Here is a 16,793-nt window from a genome sequence, read left to right on the forward strand (position 1 = left end):
TTTTCCCGGGAAAACGTTTCACACTTTTCCTGGAATTGCTCGCGGTCACTTCTGCTGGCCATAGGTCTTGTAGCGCCCGCGAATGGCGGCGAGCTCGGTGCCCTCGATCAGCACCGGCGTGCCGGCGCTGCGCGTCAGCAGATACTGCCGCGCCAGGGTTTCGAGCTTGATGGTGCGGATGAGCGCCATGTCGAGATCCGCGCCGAAGGCGATCATCCCGTGATTGGCGAGCAGGCAGGCTGAGCGATCCTTGAGCGCCACGACCGCAACCTTCGCCAGTTCGCTTGAGGCGAACAGCGCATAGTCCGAGCAGCGCACATCGTCGCCGCCGAAGCCCGCCACCATGTAATGGAACAGCGGCAGCGGTTCGCGCAGGCACGACAGCGCCACGCAATGGTCGGGATGGGCGTGGACGACGGCGCCGGCCTCTGGGAAGGCCTTGTAGATTTCGGCGTGCATTTCCCATTCGCTCGACGGCCGGAATACGCCCTCCCAGGATCCATCGAACCGCATCGCCACCATCTGCTCCGGCAGCAACGCGCTTGTGGCTATTCCTGTCGGCGTGATCAGCATGCCGCTTGTCGTGCGGACGCTGATATTGCCGGTGGTGCCGACATTCATTCCGCTGGCGTCCAGCGTCTGCGTCGCGGTGATCAGCCTGGTGCGTGTGGTCTCGGTATCCATCACGATGCTTTCCCCATGGTGGCCCTGGTCGGTGGCCATGTATCGATTGCCGGCGCGATCGCGCTTGGGCGTGTCATGTCTTGCAGAACGTCGGTGAAGATGTCGGGACCGCCAAGCTTTCCCGATTTCAGCATAAGCGCCAGCGGATCGGAGGGCAGGCCAGGGAGGTGGGCGATGGCGCGAGACAATCCGGGGCCTTCATAGGCGCCCATGGCGATCCGGTCGATGCCGAGCGCCTTGACCACCGAACCGGCGGTCTCGCCACCGGCGACGACCAGCCGCCGCACGCCGAGATCGCGCACCAGAACCTGTGCGATCCCGGCCAGTATCTCTTCCGCTCTTGCCGCTACCGCGTCGCGGCCATGCGCCTGCTGCAACGCCTCGACGGTTGCCTGTGGTGCGGTCGTGGCGATGGCGATCATCGCCCCTGGCAAATGCCGCTCGGCAAAAGCGCGCGCCTCCGCGACGACATCGGCGCCGGCGAAGGCACTGCTGAGATCGATCGTCAGCAGCGGGTTGTTCTGCGCAAAGCGTTCGAGCTGTTCGATGGTGCGGTCGGCGACACTGCCGGCCAGCACGGCTGCGGGCCCTTCGACGGCCGGAAGGCTGGCCGCAACGAGATCGCCGGCCTTCAACAGCCCATGTGCCAGCCAGGCCGGCGGCAGATGCGCCGCGACCGAGGAATTGCCGGTCATCAACGGCAGGTCGAAGGCGGCCTCCGCGATCGCCGCCAGATCGCGTTCGCGGATGGTGTCGGTGATCAGCAGCGTCTCGCCGCGCGCGCTGTGCTGGCGCACGGCGTTGCGGATGGCTTCAGCCCCGGCATCGACGGTGAGACAGGGCACCAGCCCAACCTTGGCCTTACTCTGCGCCTGCAGCACGCGAACCAGATTGGAATCGGTCATCGGCGTCAGCGGGTCGAACCGCTTGGGCGACTCGGCCAGCAACTGGGCGCCGCCGAACATATGCCCCTGATAGACGGTGCGGCCGGTTTCGCACAGCGCCGGGGTGAACAGCGTGACGCCGCCACCAAGCCGTTCGAGCAGCGCTTCGGCACAGGGGCCGATATTGCCAGCCGGTGTCGAATCGAACGTAGCGCAGTATTTGAAGAAGATCTGCCGCGCGCCCGCCTCGACCAGCCGGTCGGTCGCCTCGAGCACTTGGCGCACCGCATCGCCGGCGGCGATGACACGCGTTTTCAGCAGGATGACATGGGCAAGGTTGCCGGGCGGGATCGGCGGCTCCAGCCCGACCGTGCATCCGGTGGAAATGCCGCGCGCCACCAGCATCGAGGCGAGTTCGGTGCCGCCGGTCAGATCGTCGGCTATGGCGCCGAACAACAGGGAAGGCATCGACGCGGTCATGCGACCCGTCTCATGTCCGCCCGTCTTACGCCCGCTTGTCTCATGTCGATGGTCAGGCCATTCGTGGTATCATATACACAGCTCAAGCGACGCAGGCGACGCCTGCGCGGCTGCAAGGACGGAGAGCGGATGTGACTGCTTCTATCGCGCCGATCGCGCGCGACAATCTGACGACGCGCGTCTACGAGGAGCTTCGCCGCGCCATGATGGAAGGCCGTTTCTGGCCGGGCCATCGCTTCAAGATCCGTGACCTTGCCGCCAGCCTTCAGGTTTCCGAAACACCGGTGCGCGAGGCGCTGATGCAGCTGGTGCGCGAAAAGGGCCTGGAGATGGAGGCCGGCCGCTCGATCACTGTCGCCCAGCTTTCGCTGGCTCAGTATCTGGAACTGCGCAGCATAAGGCTGCATCTCGAAGGCATGGCGGGTGCGGCGGCGACGACGCGCATCGAGCCGCGCGAGATCGACCGTCTGGCGGCGGTGCATGACAGGCTGATCGCCGACGAGGACAATGGCCGCTGGTTCGAAGCCGTCCGCGACAATTGGGAATTCCACCACTCGATCTATCAGGCGGCGCAAATGCCGGAATTGTTGGCCATCATCGAGGGCATCTGGCTGCGCAACGGGCCGCTGGTGAACTATCAATACCCGCACGCCAGGCCGACCTATGACGGCCGCCACCGACATCTCGACATTCTCGACGCGCTGCGCGCGCGCGACGAGAACGGCGTGCGCAAGGGCATTCAGCAAGACATGATCGAAGGCGGTCGCCTGCTGGTCAAGGTCCTCGAACGGCTGAACGACGGCGCGGTCACGCCCGAGGAACTGCGCCGCGCGGCGCAGAACGGACGGTTGGTTTCCGCTGCGGGCTGAGCGATCTGTTTCTCCCCACCGCATAGGATGCCTTCACGCCACCTGTGCCGCCGCGGCCATGCCGGAATCGGCCGCCTGCAGGGCGAGATCGATGTCTTTTGCGGTATGAGCGGCGCTCAGGAACATGTTGTGCCGGGGATGGAAATAGGCGCCTTCGCGCAAGGCGGCCGAACAGAAGGCGTCGGCTTTCCTGAATTCGGCATCGCCGTCGAACAGCACCATCGGCATTGACACCGGACCGGTCTGGCGCAGTGACAGGCCATGCTTCTTCGCCGCCGCGTCAAAGCCCGAGCGCAGCCTGTCGCCGGCCTCGGTCATCCGGGTGATGGCGTCGGTGTCGCGCAGTGTCTTGATGGTGGCGATCGCGGCAGCCATGGCAACCGCGCCATACCAGAATGATCCCGTCACATAGACCTTGGTCGCCGCTTCGCGAAACCGGTCGGTGCCGGTGATTGCGGCAAGCGGATAGCCATTGGCGATCGCCTTGCTGAAGGCGGACAGATCCGGCTGCACGCCGAGCGGCTCCCAGCTGCCGGCGAGATCGATGCGGAACCCGGCCCGCACATCGTCGACGATCAGCGCCGCGTCGGCGGCGGTGCAAAGCTCGCGCGCCCGCTTGGCGAAGGCTGCGCTCGGCAGTTCCTGGTCGCGGGCGATATCGTGCCGGAAGGCGGTGACGACTATTGCGGCAAGGTCGGTGCCGGCCTGCCCGACCGCTGCCTCGAGGCTCGCAACATCATTGTAGTCGAAATGGATCAGATGGGCGCGGTCCTCGGCGGTGACGCCGGCGATCGAGGGCGTGCACCACGGCACGGCGCCATGATAGGAGCCACGCGCCACCAGCACCTTGCGCCGGCCGGTGCCGGCCCGCGCGATCGTCACGCAAGCCGTGGTGGCGTCGGTGCCGTTCTTCTGCAGCATCGCCCAGTCGGCATGCGCCACGGTCTTGACCAGGAGTTCCGCCAGTTCGACCAGCACTTCGCCCGGTCCGTTCATCGCATCGCCCAGCCGGCGCTGCCGCTCGGCGGCCTCTTCGACCGCCTGGTGGTGGTGGCCGAGGATGTTGGGGCCCCAGCTGCACATCAGATCGATGTATTCGCGGCCGTCGACGTCCCAGACCCGGCAACCATCGGCGCGCTCGAAGAACTGCGGATAGGCCGAACCGAGATAGCGCGTGGCCATGTGTCCCCACATGCCACCCGGAATGACCGAGGCCGCCCGTTCGCGCAGCATCTGGTCCTTGGAGTTGATCAGGGAAGGCATCGAAGGTCTCCGCTCATTGATATATCATATATTGATTTTGATGCTAGAAGAACCGAATTTGCTGGTCTTCTCCGGGGAACAGGGAGGCGGCTGCCCGCCTCCCTGTCATCTGTTCGCTCAGTGGCTGAGTTCTGCCAGCGGCAGGTTGCAGCAGGCACTGTAACGCACGCCCTTGACGTCGGTCTTGTAGGCCAGGATCAGGTTCGGGCTGACCAGCGGCAGGATGATCCTGTCCTTGATCATCTCTTCGCCGGCCTGGTGCCAGAGCTTGGCGGCCTCGTCGCCGCTCGCTGCCAAGGCTGCTTTGTAGAGATCCGCTTCCTTCGGATTGATCACCGACGGGTCGCGCTCCGCCCCCGCGCGCCGCGACCAAGGGCTGCCCTTGGTCATGGCGAAGTAGTCGACATATTGCGAGGTGCCGTAGTAATCCGGCGCATAGAACACCGCCGTCATCGGAATGCCGTCGCCATTGACGCGCTCGCGCCAGTTGGCGAAGGGGATCGGCTGCAAATCGAGCTTGATGTTGATCTTGGCCAGATCCTGCTGAACCTTCTGCATCAAGAGCGACAGGTCGACACCGTAGACGTTCATGCCCGGGAATGCCGCTTCCATCTCGAAGCCGTCGGCATGACCGGCCTTGGCCAAAAGCTCCTTCGCCTTGGCAACGTCATAGGACTGCGCCTCGAAGCCCGAGCCGCCGGGGAAGCCGAGCGGGATCGGCGCGCTGATCAACTGGCCCTCGGAGCCGATGGTGAAATCGAGGATGCCTGGACGGTCGAGGCCGAGCGAGAGCGCCTCGCGCACCTCGGGCGTCAGCGGCACCTTGTTGGCCTTGGCGCCCGGCGACAGCGCCACATAGATGAAGTTGTAGGATGGCACGGTCTCGATCTTGACGTCGCTGCCGGTCATCGTCTTGGCCGTATCCGGGTCGATCTGCATGGCGATGTCGGCGGTGCCGCTCTGCAGCATCTGCGCTTGCGCCACCGCATCCTTGGTCTGGCGGATGACGACTTCGCTCAGCGCCGGTGCCGTGCGCCAGTACTTGTCGTTGCGCGCCAGGCGCAGTTCCGAATTGGGCTCATAGGATTTGAGCACGAACGGGGCACTGCCGGCCGAATGCGCCAGGAACCAGGCCTCGGCATTGTCCGTGGTCGAGGCGTCCGCACCGGCCTTGGCGCCGGCTTCGGAAGCAACCTTGCTGTTGACGATGGCCGTGTAGGGTGCCGCCGCGATGTTGAGGAATTCCGAGCTCGGCGCCACCATCTTGACGACGACCGTATGCGCGTCCGGGGTCTCGATCGAGGCCACATTGTCCATCAGGAACGAAGCGCTGCCCTTGAGGTTCTTCAGGCGCTCCCAGGACCATTTCACGTCCTTGGCCTCGACCGCCGAGCCGTCGGAGAATTTTGCGGCCGGATCGAGCGTGAAGGTGAAGCTGGTCTGGTCGGCATTGCCTTCCCACTTCGAGGCCAGCAGCGGGATCAGCTTGTTGTCCTTGTCGAGCGTCAGCAGCGATTCATAGACGCTGGAATTGTAGATCTGGCAGGTGTCGCAGAAGGCGCGGTGCGGATCGAGCGAGTTGAGGTCGATGTTGCGCGCGATGACCAGCGGCTTGCTGTCCTGCGCGAACGTCGCCGGTGCCCAGAAGGCACTGGTGGCCAGCAGCACAGCCGCCAGCATCGTCGCCCTGGTCTTGCGTCTTGGTAGGATGGTCATGTCAGTTCTCCCATTTTCTTGTCGGATCTTTGTGGCAATGCATTCGCTCTATCCACCCACGGCAGTGAGGGATCGAAGCGCGGCCTTGAGCTGTTCAGCGCCGCCCAGTGCGGCCCGGTTGAGCGGGGCCGATACGACGGGAGCCGAGAGGCTTCCCGTCACATGCAGGATCTCGTGGTCGAGATAGTCGAACACGCGGTCCTGAATCTCCTGTGTCAGCCGTCCGCCAAGCGACAGCCCGCGCTGCACCTGCTCGACGACGGCGACCCGGTTGGTCTTGCGGATCGAGGCTTCGACCAGCGGCCAGTCGAGCCCGGTCGGGTCAAGGCTGCGCAGGTCGATGATCTCGGCATCGATGCCGCTCTCCTCGACCACCTGCCTGGCGACGGAGACCATGCTGGCGGTGGTCAGCAACGTGCAGGCGCGGCCGGACCTGACGATCTTGCCCTTGCCGAGCCGCACGCAGTAGTCGCGGTCGTCCGCAGGCACAGGCCCTTCGCTCGGGAACAGTTCGACATGCTCGATGACGACGACCGGATCGTTGCATTTCAAGGCCGAATTCATCAGGCCGATATAGTCGAACGGCGTCGTTGGCACGACGATGCGCCAGCCGGGGAACAGGGCGAACAGACCGGAGGGATCACCGGAGTGCTGCGAGCCGTAGCCGGTGTGCGGCGAGACGCGGACCCTGACCACGATCGGCACCGGGAAACCGCCGCCGAACATGTGGCGCACCTTGCTGACCGCGTTGAACAACTGGTCGGCGGCGACCAGGCAGAAATCGCCGAACATGATCTCGACGATCGGCCGCAAGCCGCAAAGTGCGGCACCCAGGGCGACACCGACAAAACCGTTCTCGGCGATCGGCATCGCCAGCACGCGTTCGGGCCAGCGCTCCAGCGCACCTTTGGTGGCGCCGGAGACGCCGCCGCGCAGCCGGTGCACGTCCTCGCCCATGATGATGATGCGCGGGTCCTGCTCCATGGCGCGGGCAATGACCTCGGACGCGGCAACCATGAACTTGACCGGTTTCGTCTCGGCCGGCGGCACGTCCTCGATCTCGAGGAAGCGCTCATCCCTGAGTTCCGACAGGTCGCCGCGGATCTGGTTGTCGACTTCGTTTGGGTCCGGCCACAGATGGTCGGAGATGCGCAGAGCGTTGCCGCTCATCTCGGTCAAGGAGTCGGCAGCGGTGTTGACCACGTCCATGACGCGCTGGTCGAGTGTGGCGAGGTCAGCGGCGTCGAGAAGGCCCATCGTCTTCAGCCGCACCGCCATCGTGGCAAGCGGGTCGCGCGCTTTCCAGGCGTCTTCCTCGGCGCGCGTGCGGTAGCCGAATTCACTGCCGGGACGGGCGCCGCTCTGGTGCAGGAAGCGGTAGCAGAGCGCCTCGACCAGCACCGGGCCGCCGTCTTCCTCGATCGTCCGGCGCGCCTCGCGCATGGCATGGTGGACCGCCACCACATCCATGCCGTCGCATTCGATGCCACAAAAACCCAGCATCGGGCCGCGCGAGGCCAGCCGCGTCTCGCGCGTCTGCTCGTTGATGTGCGTCGAGACGGCATAAAGATTGTTTTCGGCGAAGAAGATCACCGGCAGCCGGTAGAGCGCGGCGATGTTCATCGCTTCATAGGCCGGCCCTGCCATCATCGTGCCATCACCGAAGAAGGCGACCGAGATGTTGCCCGTGCCGAGCAGCTTGTCGGCGAGCGCGTAGCCTGCCGCATGCGGCAGGTTGCCGCCGATGATGGCGCTGGTGCCAGGAATGCCGGAGGCATCGTCGCGCATATGCATCGAGCCGCCGCGGCCGCCGCAATAGCCGGCGTTGAGACCCATGATCTCGGCCATCAGGCCGCGCACCGAGCCCTGCATGTCCGGATTGAAAGCGTCGTGCAGCGGATCGAAACTTTTTGGCGTCTGTGCATTGACCAGCTTGGCCAGCACCTGATGGTGGGCGCGGTGTGTGCCGTTGATGCGGTCGCCGGTGCCGAGCATGGACATCGCGCCGACCGCCGTCGCCTCTTGTCCGATGCTGGCATGCGCCGGACCATGCACCAGTCCGGCATTGGCGAGGTCAAGCACCTTTTCCTCGAAACGGCGGATGAGCAGCATCTGGTGATACCAGCGCACCAGGCTCGAAACCTGGGTGTCGTTCCAGTCCGAATCGTCGACGTCGAGCCGCAACCAGGGCGCCGATGGCTGGATCGATGTCTGCTGGACCATGTCAGCTATTTCCGTTCTGGTAGATGATATATCAAATATTTTCTCAGTCGATTGCGGGCGGTCATTTTTCTGGGCAAAGGCGCTGGCTAGAAGGTTCACGCAAATGGAATTAAATTTCATTTTTGTGTTTCGCCGAGACTAAGCCGGGACGGCGCCGTTCCGCAAGAGGAATTTTGAGGGCCTGCTCGAGGCATTCCAACCCTCGAAATCGGAATGCGAAGCTGCGGCGGCAGCGATAAACCGTCTTGCAATCATTAGCCGTTCGCGCGGCGGATTGGGTTCGCGCCTATCGCTCCACCCGATGCTGAAAAAACTGCAAGAACAGTTCCCGCTCGGTGGTGATGTCGAGTTTTTCGTAGATGCGCCGGCGATGGTTCTTGACGGTGCCGACGGCGATGCCGAGACGCTCGGCGATGTTGGCCGTCGGATGACCGGCCAGGATCAGCTGGACCAGTTCCCGCTCGCGCAGCGACAGTTCGGGCCACAGGCTGGCCGGGATGGTCGGCTCTTGCCGGGGCGAGGCGCCGGGGCCGGTCGGTGCCGACGTGCGAGAGAACTCGGCGCCGCGAGCCTTGATGTCGAGCGCGTGCAACGCCTCGAACACCGGCAGCCGCTCATCCAGCAAGGCGATCTCGCTGTCTTTGAACGACGTGGTCGAGCGGTCGAGGAAGATGCCCAGGCACCAGTCGCCACCATCGGCCAGCATGATGCCGACTTCGTCGCAGATTTCCGACTGTGCCAGGAAGCCGGCTATGTATTGGCCGCGCTTGGCCGCGTCGTCGGCTAGCCGTTTCAGCGGCATGATGCCGAGCCTGCGCTCGCGCCGCCACGAGGCATAGAACGGGTCGAAGACATAGTAGCTGGCGAGATAGCGCTGCACCATCTCATCCGAGAAGCGCCGGTGCTTGATGAATTCCGGCGTTTGCGTCGCCGAATAGCGCGTCACGGTGACGAGGTCATGCTCGATATCCGCGCCGATCAGGTCGATCAGGCAGTCGACATGCCTGTCCGTGCCGGTGGCGGCGATCGCCCTGGCGAGCGGCGCCCAGATGGTCCCCATGCGCATGCCTCGTTTCTCGGCGATATCGGCCCGACCGTCATTGTGTCTTTAGGCATATGGCGCAAGGCCGCCCATCGAATCTAGCCTTGGATATCTTAGACCACATCCTGAGGCGACCGTGACCCAACCCAACCTCACCAGCCCCATCGTCGGCAATCCAATCGTCATCGGTATCGACGCCGGCGGCACCATGACCGACACGATCCTTGTCGATCAGGACGGCCACTTCAAGATCGGCAAGTCTGCGACAACGCCGAAAAACGAGGCTGAGGGTTTCCTGGCTTCGGCGGAGGACGCGGCGGACGCCTGGGGCATCTCGCTGGAGCAGCTCTTCTCCGGCGTCAACGTCGTTCTCTATTCCGGCACCGGCATGCTCAACACGCTGTTGTCGCGCACCGGGCGCCGGCTCGGCCTGATCACCACCAAGGGTCTCGAAGACATGATCCTGATGGGCCGCGGCCTGCAGGCCTGGGCCGACTATTCCTATGCCGACCGGCTGCATGCGGTGACGCATCATCACCCCGATCCGCTGGTGCCGCGCCGCCGCACCCATGGCGTCACCGAGCGCATCGACCAGTTCGGCGACATCGTGCTGCCGCTCTACGAGCACGAGGTCTCCGCCGCAGCGAAAAAGCTGATCGCCGACAAGGTCGAAGCGATCTGCATCATGACCATCTTCTCGCATGTCAATCCGGTGCACGAGAAGCGCATCGCCGCGATCTGTCGCGCGGAAGTCGAGAAGGCCGGCGCCGACATCATCGTCTACACCAGCCACGAGGTGCGCCCAGTCATCCGCGAACAGTCGCGGCTGAACTCGGTGCTGATCGAAGCCTACGCCACCTCGCGCGGCCGCAAGCAGCTCAAGGGGATAGAGGACGTCTCGAAAAAGTATGGCTTCAAATATGGCGTGCAGACGCTGCTCTCCTTTGGCGGCCTGACCTCGATCAATCATCCGCGCCTGCACGAAACCATGATCTCCGGCCCGATCGGCGGTATCCTCGGTGCTGCCTATGTCGGCAAGCTGATCGGCAACGGTTCGCTGATCTGCTCGGACATGGGCGGCACCTCCTTCGACATGGGCGTCATCACACGCGGCCAGACGCGGATCGAGAACGAGCCGTTGATGGACCGCTTCAAGCTCAATGTGCCGACGCTGCATCTCGACACCATCGGCGCCGGCGCCGGCATGATCCTCAAGGTCGACCCGCTGACCAAGAAGGTCTCGCTCGGGCCGGAAAGCGCCGGCTCCGATCCAGGCCCGATCTGTTTCGATCGCGGCGGCACCGAACCGACCATCGCCGATTGCGACGCCATCCTGGGACGCCTCAACCCGCACTACTTCCTTGGCGGCAAGGTCGTGCTGCAGGTCGAAAAGGCTCGCCGCGCCTTCCAGGAGAAATGCTCCGACATATTGGGCGTCGGGCTGGAGGAAGCCGCCGAAGGCATGATCGACATGCTGGAGGCCGATGCCAACAACGCGCTGCGCCGCGTCATCTCGGGTCAGGGCATCCACCCGTCGGAATTCACGCTGCTCTCCTATGGCGGCTCGGGTCCGCTGCATCTGGCCGGCTGCTCGCGCGGCATCGGCTTCAAGGACATCATCACCTTGCAGTTCGCCGCCGCCTTCTCCGCCTTCGGCTGCACCACGGCCGATTTCATGCGCCGCCATTCGGTATCGACGCAGCACGACATCCCCTCGCGCGCCGACGAGGCGACGCTGGCCGGCTTCGGCGCGAAGGTCACCACCGTCTGGAACGACCTGACCAAGGCGGCGGTCGACGAGATGATCACCGACGGCCATGCCCGCGACAAGATCAAGACGGTGCCGTTCCTGATGATGCGCTACACCGGCCAGCTCGAGGACGTCGAAGTCATGGCGCCGCTTGCCGAGGTCAACTCGGCCGACGACATGCGCAGGGTTATCGATGAGTTCGAGGCGGTCTACGCCAAGGTCAACCACCGCGTTTCGCGCTACGGCGAGGCCGGCTTCACCATCACCGAACTCGGGCTGATCGCCACCGCCGACAAGGTCAAGCCGGTGCTGCTCAAGCGGCCGCTCGGCGCCTCCAATCCGGCAGCCGCCCAAAAGGGCGTGCGCGAGGCTTATATTGGCGGACGCTGGCACAAGGCCAATCTCTACGAGATGGATCTTCTTCAGCCCGGCCATGAGGTGATTGGCCCGGCCATCATCGAACATCCCGCCACCACGCTCGTCGTCCATCCGCAAGACCGTGTCTTCGTCGATGAATGGACGCTGCTGCACTACACCCACGCTTGAGAGGGCGACCGCCATGTTGGACAAACCTGCCTCGGCCCTGCGCCTTCGCGAAAGACTGCTCGATTCCGAGCGGCTGATGGAAGAGACCGGCTGCTATGACGGCATCACGGAACTCACCCTGCGCAACCAGGATCCGCTGAAATTCGAGACGCTGCACACCAAGCTGCGCGCCTATTGCGTCTCGGCACGCGAGATGGCCCGCCGCATCTCGGCCTCGCCCGGCGTGCGCGAGGTCGGCGAGATGGTGGTCGCCATCTACACCCCCGAGGGCGATGCCATCGCGCTCTCCAACGGCATTATGGTGCATGTCCATACGATGAGCCGCTTCATCAAATGGATGATCAAGAACAATTACGAGGAAAACCCTCGTATCCGCGAAGGCGACATCTTCGCCAACAACGACGCCTTCATCGGCACCGTGCAGGTGCCCGACGTCATGGACGTGGTGCCGATCTTCCATGAAGGCACGCTGGTCGGTTGGGCCGGTGCGGTCTGCCACGAGCTGGAGGCCGGCGGCATCACGCCCGGCGGCGATGTGTGTCTCGCGCAGGAGCGCTTCACCGAAGGCCTGTTCGTCTGCGCCGAGAAGATCGGCGAGAACGACGAAATCCGCCGCGACTACGTCATCCGCTGCGAGCGCAATCTGCGCATGCCGATCTACTGGGTGCTCGACGAAAAGGCCAAGGTCGCCTCCTGCATCGACATGCGCGAAAGCGTCAAGCAGCTGATCTCGGAGATCGGCCTCGACTACTGGATGAAAGTGTCGAAGGAGTTCATCGAGGAAGGCCGCCGCGCCCAGCTTGCCCGCACCTGCCAACTCACCGTGCCCGGCATCTATCGCGGCCACACTTTTTACGGCCACGTCACCGCGGGCAAGCCCGGCTTTCAGCTGCTCGGCGATCCGGACTGGCTCTACAACATCCCGATCGAGATGGAGATCACCACCGACGGCAAGATCACCATGGACTTCGAGGGCACCCAGCCCTGGGGTTATCATTCGATGAACTGCACGCCAGCCGGCATGGATGGCGGCATGTTCGTGACCTTGACCCAGCACATGAATTTCGAGGGCTTGGTCAATGACGGCGCCTGGATGGCGACCGAGCTCAAACTGCCGCATGGCACTTGGACCAACCCCGACAACGAGATGGTGGCCACCGCCACCTCATGGGCGCTGCTGCTGCCGGCCTACGGCGTCTTCCAGCGATTGCTGTCGCGCAGCTTCGTGGCGCGCGGCTTCGTCGAGGAGGCTTTCGTCGGCCAGGTCAACAGCCCGATGATCGAGATGGGCGGCGAGAGCCAGTACGGCACGCCGTTCGGCATGGCGCATTTCGAATGCGCCGCCGCCGGCTCCGGCGCGCTGGCCATCAAGGACGGCCTCGATACCGCCTATGTCGGCTGGAACCCGGAATCCGACATGGGCAACATCGAGGTCTGGGAACAGTCGATGCCGATGGTCTATATCGGCCGCTCGATCGTCCCCAACTCAGGCGGCGCCGGAAAATATCGCGGCGGCTGTTCCTTCGTCTCGACCTGGCTGATCAACAAGACCCCGCATCTCAGGCTCCACACCTCGGAACACTCTTCCAGGGTGTTCGACAATGGCGGCATGTGCGGCGGCTATCCGGCGCCGACCTGCCAGAAGCATCGCGCGGTGCGCAATTCCAATATCCATGAACTGGCCGCCAGGGGCGCGCCGCTGGCGCATGCGCCGGGCATCGACCCGCAGGTCTCGGACTATGAGAAGAACATCGGCGGCGACCATGTCGTGGTCGAAGGCCCCTACATCACCTCGCCGCACAAATCAGGCGATATCTTCAGCCATTCCTACAATGGCGGCGGCGGCTATGGCGACGTGCTGGAACGCGATCCGGTCAAGACGGCCTGGGATGTCGAGAACGGTTTTCTCACCCGCGAAGCCGCGGACCAGGTTTTCGGCATCGTGCTGAAGGATGATGAAGACTGTTATCCCACAGCCGATATCGACGCCACGGTCGAACGCCGCGCCGCCATGCGCAAGGAGCGTCTTGCCAAGGCGATCCCGGTTTCGGACTGGATCGCCACCGAGCGCGGCAGGGTCGAAAAGGCCAACTTCGCGCCAGAAGTGAAGAAAATGTATGCCAGCGCGATCAAGCTGTCGTCCCGCTTCACCAAGGATTTCAGCGATTTCTGGAACGTCGACGCGAAATCGATCTTCACGCCGGGAGCAAAGCCATGACCTCATACAGCAAGGAAGTCCTCCGCGATCTGGCCGGCGGCCAGCTGCCCTGGCCGCAGACCCGGCGCATCATGAGCGCCTACAAGGACGACGACCGCTTCTTCAAGATGGTCGCCGTCTACCAGGACCGCGTCGTCTGGAAGGATCCGATCCTGCTGCCGGTCTCGGATCATCTGTTCATCTGCCAGAGTGGCGATGAGCGGATAACCCGCTGTGAATGCGGCCATTCCTTCGGCGATTACCGCAAGAACTGGAAGCTCAAGGCCGCGATCAACGTTCGCAACACCGAGGAGTCCCTGCGCGAGATCTACCCGAACAGCGATCTGCCCGATCCCGAATGGATGGAAATCCGCGAATTCATCTGCCCGCAATGCGGCACGTTGCACGAGGTCGAGGCGGCCGCGCCAGGCTATCCGATCGTTCATGATTTCGAACCCGACCTCGAAGGTTTTTATCGTGAATGGCTGGGCAAACCACTCTGAGGGCGTTGATCTTGTGAACCGCGTCGCAGGCAAGGTAGCCTGGTTGCCCGCGCCAAACTGTCTGGAGACGATGCCCGATGACAAACCTTTCCGGCCGCGGCGCGATCATCACCGGTGGGTTTTCGGGCATGGGTTTTGCCATCGCGACGGCGCTGGCGGAAGCCGGCGCCAACGTTGCCGTCGGCTCCTACATCGCGCCCGCCGGCACTGATAAATCCGATGCCGCCTACTATCCCGGCGCGGACGAGATCGAGCGCGTGCGTTCGGCTCTTGCAGCGCATGGAACCAAGGTCCACGCCGCCCATCTCGACGTCCGCGACAGCGACGTCACCAACCGTTTCGTTGCTGAAGCCGAGGCGGCCATTGGCTCGGCCGATATTCTGGTCAACGCTGCCGGTACAACCGCCGAGCAGCCCGTCTGCGGTCATTCAGATGCGCTGTGGGACAAGATCGTCGACACCAACCTGACCGGCGCGTTTCGTGTCACGCGTGCCGTTTTGACCGGCATGATCGAGCGCGGCTGGGGCCGTATCGTCAACATAGGCTCGACAGCGGCCTCTGTCGGCTGGAAGGACAACCCGGCCTATTGTGCTTCGAAGGCCGGCCTTCTCGGCCTGACCCGCTGCGTGGCGCTGGAAGGGGCGGCCCACGGCGTCACCTGCGTCATGATCAGCCCGACCTGGGTCGAGACCGAACTGATGCGCCGCAATGTGGCGCAGGTCGTCGAGCGCGAGGGCAAGGGACGCACGGCAGAGGAAGCGATGGCCGAGATCGCAAGGGGCAACCCCCAGCAGCGCATGCTGCAGCCGCAAGAGATCGCGGCTCTGGCGGTGTTCCTGTGCTCGGATCTCGCCAAGGGCATCACCATGGAAAACATACAAATCACCGGCGGGGCGCTGTGGTAGCGTTCACGCGGGATGGTTGCGGCCTTCATGGGAGGAGGTCGGTATAAGGCAAGGAAAAAGTCCAACCGACAAGGGGGGCCGACTTGCCGGCGGCTGGCTCTGTCGGTCACCTTCCGGGCGGATTGCCGGATCCAGGCGGCTGTGGCCGGACGCACAGCCAGCCGATCTCTCCGCAAATGCCTCGCTGTAAGACAAGGTGACTGGATTTGCCATTGAGCGCGGGGCGCAATAGGTTATATTGCACTGCACAATGGAGACGCCGTTTATTGCACGCCCTTGTTTGCGGATATGCCGGCTGGCCTGTGGCTCGCCGGCCCCGGGTCGCGGCGACGGGACTCTGAGATGAATATTCCAAAGTCCTTGCTGGTCGATCCAGAGAAGAACTCGGTCTATGGCGCCTTTGCCGTGGCCGTCTCGATCTGGGCGTTTTCCTACTCGGTCATTTTCGGCCAGGTGCTGATCCTCGCCTACTACGCGGTCTGGCTGCCGCTCATCCTGGTCGACTACCGGCGGTTCCTGCGCCAGCTGTCCAGCGCCTGGCTGCCGCTGCTGTTTGCGGCCTATGTCTGCTTCTCGGTCTTCTGGTCGCAGGCGCCCGGCGTCACGGCGAGGACGGCCGTCCAGTACTTTTCCCATATTGCCTGCGCCTATGTCGCGGCGCGCACCGTCAGCGTGCGCACACTGACGATCGGTGCCCTGATCGGGATATTCGTCGTCCTGCTCTATTCGCTGCGGGTCGGAGCCTATTCCGAGGACGTCCTCGACGGCACCTACAATTTCGTCGGCGCCTTCGCCTCCAAGAACCAGATCGGCTTTGTCGCCTCGCTCGGCATCTATTTCTCCATCGTCTTCCTTGCCTTTTTGCGGCACGGTCGGCTGAGCTTCGTCCTGGCGGTGCCTGTCGTGCTGTTGTCGGCCTATCTGCTGGCCATTTCGCATTCCGCGACCTCGATGGCCTCGATACCGGCTGTTCTGGCGCTGGTGGCGCTTCTCGCCATGAGCAAACTGCTGTCACGGCGCTATCGCCGGGTGATCTTCCTGGTCGGCGCCGGCCTGCTGGTCGTGGTTGCCTTCGTCGCCTTGAATCTCGGACTGATGGACTTCATCCTCGGCATCTTCGGCAAGGATTCGACGCTCACCGGGCGGACCTATCTGTGGGAGCAGGGCTGGAACGCCGCGCAAAGATCGCCGCTCCTCGGTGTCGGCTATGCCGGCTATTGGGTGCAGGGCTTCGCCGAAGCGGAGCGGCTGTGGAACGAATTCTACATCGCCACCCGCACCGGCTTCCACTTCCACAACACCTATATCGAAGCGCTCGTCGAACTTGGCTTCGTCGGGGCGGCGATGGTCTCGCTGATCATGCTGCGCGCCCTCTACGGCCACGTCGCTGCGGTGATCTTCGGGATATGGCAGGCGGATTCGGTGATCCTCATCGGCGTGATGGTGCTGCTGTTCATCCGCTCCTTCGTCGAGGTCGAGATCCTCAACCCCTACATCATGGGCTCTTTCCTGATGTATTTCAGCTACTTCAAGCTGGCGCGGCTGCCGGTTACGCGGACCCGGTGGTCGCCGGCCTTCGAGCCGGCGGAAGCGGCGAAGAAAGAGGCTGCCTGGCCTCGGCATGCCGGGCGTCCGGCGGCAGCCGACCAGCAGACATGAGCGATCGTTTCGCGGGCTGAAGTGGGATCCGTGGAAACATCGCTCAGGCAGGCATGGCGCTGGAGCAATTCC

The 16,793-nt window shown here is 63.8% G+C and carries 12 protein-coding genes; 6 read left to right on the forward strand and 6 right to left on the reverse strand.

All coding sequences use genetic code 11. The features are described 5' to 3' along the window. Positions 1-45 precede the first annotated feature (45 nt). Together BPNPMPFG_RS25660 and otnK are read right to left on the reverse strand one after the other, a co-directional pair. Positions 46-684, reverse strand: coding sequence for a class II aldolase/adducin family protein (locus BPNPMPFG_RS25660; RefSeq protein ID WP_258591407.1), 639 nt, complete (start codon positions 682-684; stop codon positions 46-48). Beyond that, the gene (gene otnK, locus BPNPMPFG_RS25665) at positions 684-2,048 is read right to left on the reverse strand and encodes a 3-oxo-tetronate kinase (protein WP_258591408.1); all 1,365 of its coding nucleotides are present in this window, start codon (positions 2,046-2,048) and stop codon (positions 684-686) included. Before otnK ends, BPNPMPFG_RS25660 begins: the two co-directional genes overlap by 1 nt. 131 nt (positions 2,049-2,179) lie before the next feature. Between otnK and BPNPMPFG_RS25670 the strand changes: the two genes are divergently transcribed. Then, positions 2,180-2,917 carry a GntR family transcriptional regulator gene (locus tag BPNPMPFG_RS25670; protein WP_082525546.1) on the forward strand — a complete coding sequence of 246 codons (738 nt, stop codon included), beginning with the start codon at positions 2,180-2,182 and terminating at the stop codon, positions 2,915-2,917. A 33-nt stretch (positions 2,918-2,950) separates the two neighbouring features. Here BPNPMPFG_RS25670 and BPNPMPFG_RS25675 read toward each other — a convergent pair whose 3' ends face one another. From BPNPMPFG_RS25675 to BPNPMPFG_RS25690, 4 genes are all read right to left on the reverse strand, one after another. Then, on the reverse strand, positions 2,951-4,180 hold the full coding sequence (locus tag BPNPMPFG_RS25675; RefSeq protein WP_258591409.1) for an aminotransferase class III-fold pyridoxal phosphate-dependent enzyme: 1,230 nt from the start codon (positions 4,178-4,180) through the stop codon (positions 2,951-2,953). Between the two features lie 117 nt (positions 4,181-4,297). Beyond that, positions 4,298-5,860 (reverse strand): ABC transporter substrate-binding protein, encoded by a 1,563-nt coding sequence (locus BPNPMPFG_RS25680; protein WP_258596926.1) that lies wholly within the window; start codon positions 5,858-5,860, stop codon positions 4,298-4,300. Between the two features lie 84 nt (positions 5,861-5,944). Continuing rightward, positions 5,945-8,119, reverse strand: coding sequence for a dehydrogenase E1 component subunit alpha/beta (locus BPNPMPFG_RS25685; protein WP_258591410.1), 2,175 nt, complete (start codon positions 8,117-8,119; stop codon positions 5,945-5,947). Between the two features lie 286 nt (positions 8,120-8,405). Beyond that, a complete protein-coding gene (locus tag BPNPMPFG_RS25690) occupies positions 8,406-9,185 on the reverse strand; it encodes a helix-turn-helix transcriptional regulator (RefSeq protein WP_258591411.1) in 780 nt (259 codons plus the stop codon). Between the two features lie 184 nt (positions 9,186-9,369). Here BPNPMPFG_RS25690 and BPNPMPFG_RS25695 point away from each other — a divergent pair, with 184 nt between their 5' ends. From BPNPMPFG_RS25695 to BPNPMPFG_RS25715, 5 genes are all read left to right on the forward strand, one after another. Then, positions 9,370-11,457, forward strand: coding sequence for a hydantoinase/oxoprolinase family protein (locus BPNPMPFG_RS25695; RefSeq protein WP_258596928.1), 2,088 nt, complete (start codon positions 9,370-9,372; stop codon positions 11,455-11,457). Positions 11,458-11,470: 13 nt separating this feature from the next. Beyond that, on the forward strand, positions 11,471-13,675 hold the full coding sequence (locus BPNPMPFG_RS25700) for a hydantoinase B/oxoprolinase family protein (RefSeq protein ID WP_258591412.1): 2,205 nt from the start codon (positions 11,471-11,473) through the stop codon (positions 13,673-13,675). Next, complete coding sequence (locus BPNPMPFG_RS25705) at positions 13,672-14,157, forward strand: acetone carboxylase subunit gamma (RefSeq protein ID WP_258591413.1); 486 nt, start codon at positions 13,672-13,674, stop codon at positions 14,155-14,157. The genes BPNPMPFG_RS25700 and BPNPMPFG_RS25705 overlap by 4 nt, the downstream gene beginning before the upstream one ends. A 77-nt stretch (positions 14,158-14,234) precedes the next feature. Further along, positions 14,235-15,062, forward strand: coding sequence for an SDR family NAD(P)-dependent oxidoreductase (locus BPNPMPFG_RS25710; RefSeq protein ID WP_258591414.1), 828 nt, complete (start codon positions 14,235-14,237; stop codon positions 15,060-15,062). A gap of 342 nt (positions 15,063-15,404) precedes the next feature. After that, positions 15,405-16,721 (forward strand): O-antigen ligase family protein, encoded by a 1,317-nt coding sequence (locus BPNPMPFG_RS25715; RefSeq protein ID WP_258591415.1) that lies wholly within the window; start codon positions 15,405-15,407, stop codon positions 16,719-16,721. Positions 16,722-16,793 lie beyond the last annotated feature (72 nt).

This window comes from Mesorhizobium sp. AR07, assembly GCF_024746815.1.
Classification (GTDB): domain Bacteria; phylum Pseudomonadota; class Alphaproteobacteria; order Rhizobiales; family Rhizobiaceae; genus Mesorhizobium.

Bases quoted from the DNA above. Each gene is read 5' to 3' on its own strand.
- BPNPMPFG_RS25660 (WP_258591407.1), bottom strand. From the start codon at position 684: ATGGATACCGAGACCACACGCACCAGGCTGATCACCGCGACGCAGACG.
- otnK (WP_258591408.1), bottom strand. From the start codon at position 2,048: ATGACCGCGTCGATGCCTTCCCTGTTGTTCGGCGCCATAGCCGACGAT.
- BPNPMPFG_RS25675 (WP_258591409.1), bottom strand. From the start codon at position 4,180: ATGCCTTCCCTGATCAACTCCAAGGACCAGATGCTGCGCGAACGGGCG.
- BPNPMPFG_RS25680 (WP_258596926.1), bottom strand. From the start codon at position 5,860: ATGCTGGCGGCTGTGCTGCTGGCCACCAGTGCCTTCTGGGCACCGGCG.
- BPNPMPFG_RS25685 (WP_258591410.1), bottom strand. From the start codon at position 8,119: ATGGTCCAGCAGACATCGATCCAGCCATCGGCGCCCTGGTTGCGGCTC.
- BPNPMPFG_RS25690 (WP_258591411.1), bottom strand. From the start codon at position 9,185: ATGCGCATGGGGACCATCTGGGCGCCGCTCGCCAGGGCGATCGCCGCC.
- BPNPMPFG_RS25695 (WP_258596928.1), top strand. From the start codon at position 9,370: ATGACCGACACGATCCTTGTCGATCAGGACGGCCACTTCAAGATCGGC.
- BPNPMPFG_RS25700 (WP_258591412.1), top strand. From the start codon at position 11,471: ATGTTGGACAAACCTGCCTCGGCCCTGCGCCTTCGCGAAAGACTGCTC.
- BPNPMPFG_RS25705 (WP_258591413.1), top strand. From the start codon at position 13,672: ATGACCTCATACAGCAAGGAAGTCCTCCGCGATCTGGCCGGCGGCCAG.
- BPNPMPFG_RS25710 (WP_258591414.1), top strand. From the start codon at position 14,235: ATGACAAACCTTTCCGGCCGCGGCGCGATCATCACCGGTGGGTTTTCG.
- BPNPMPFG_RS25715 (WP_258591415.1), top strand. From the start codon at position 15,405: ATGAATATTCCAAAGTCCTTGCTGGTCGATCCAGAGAAGAACTCGGTC.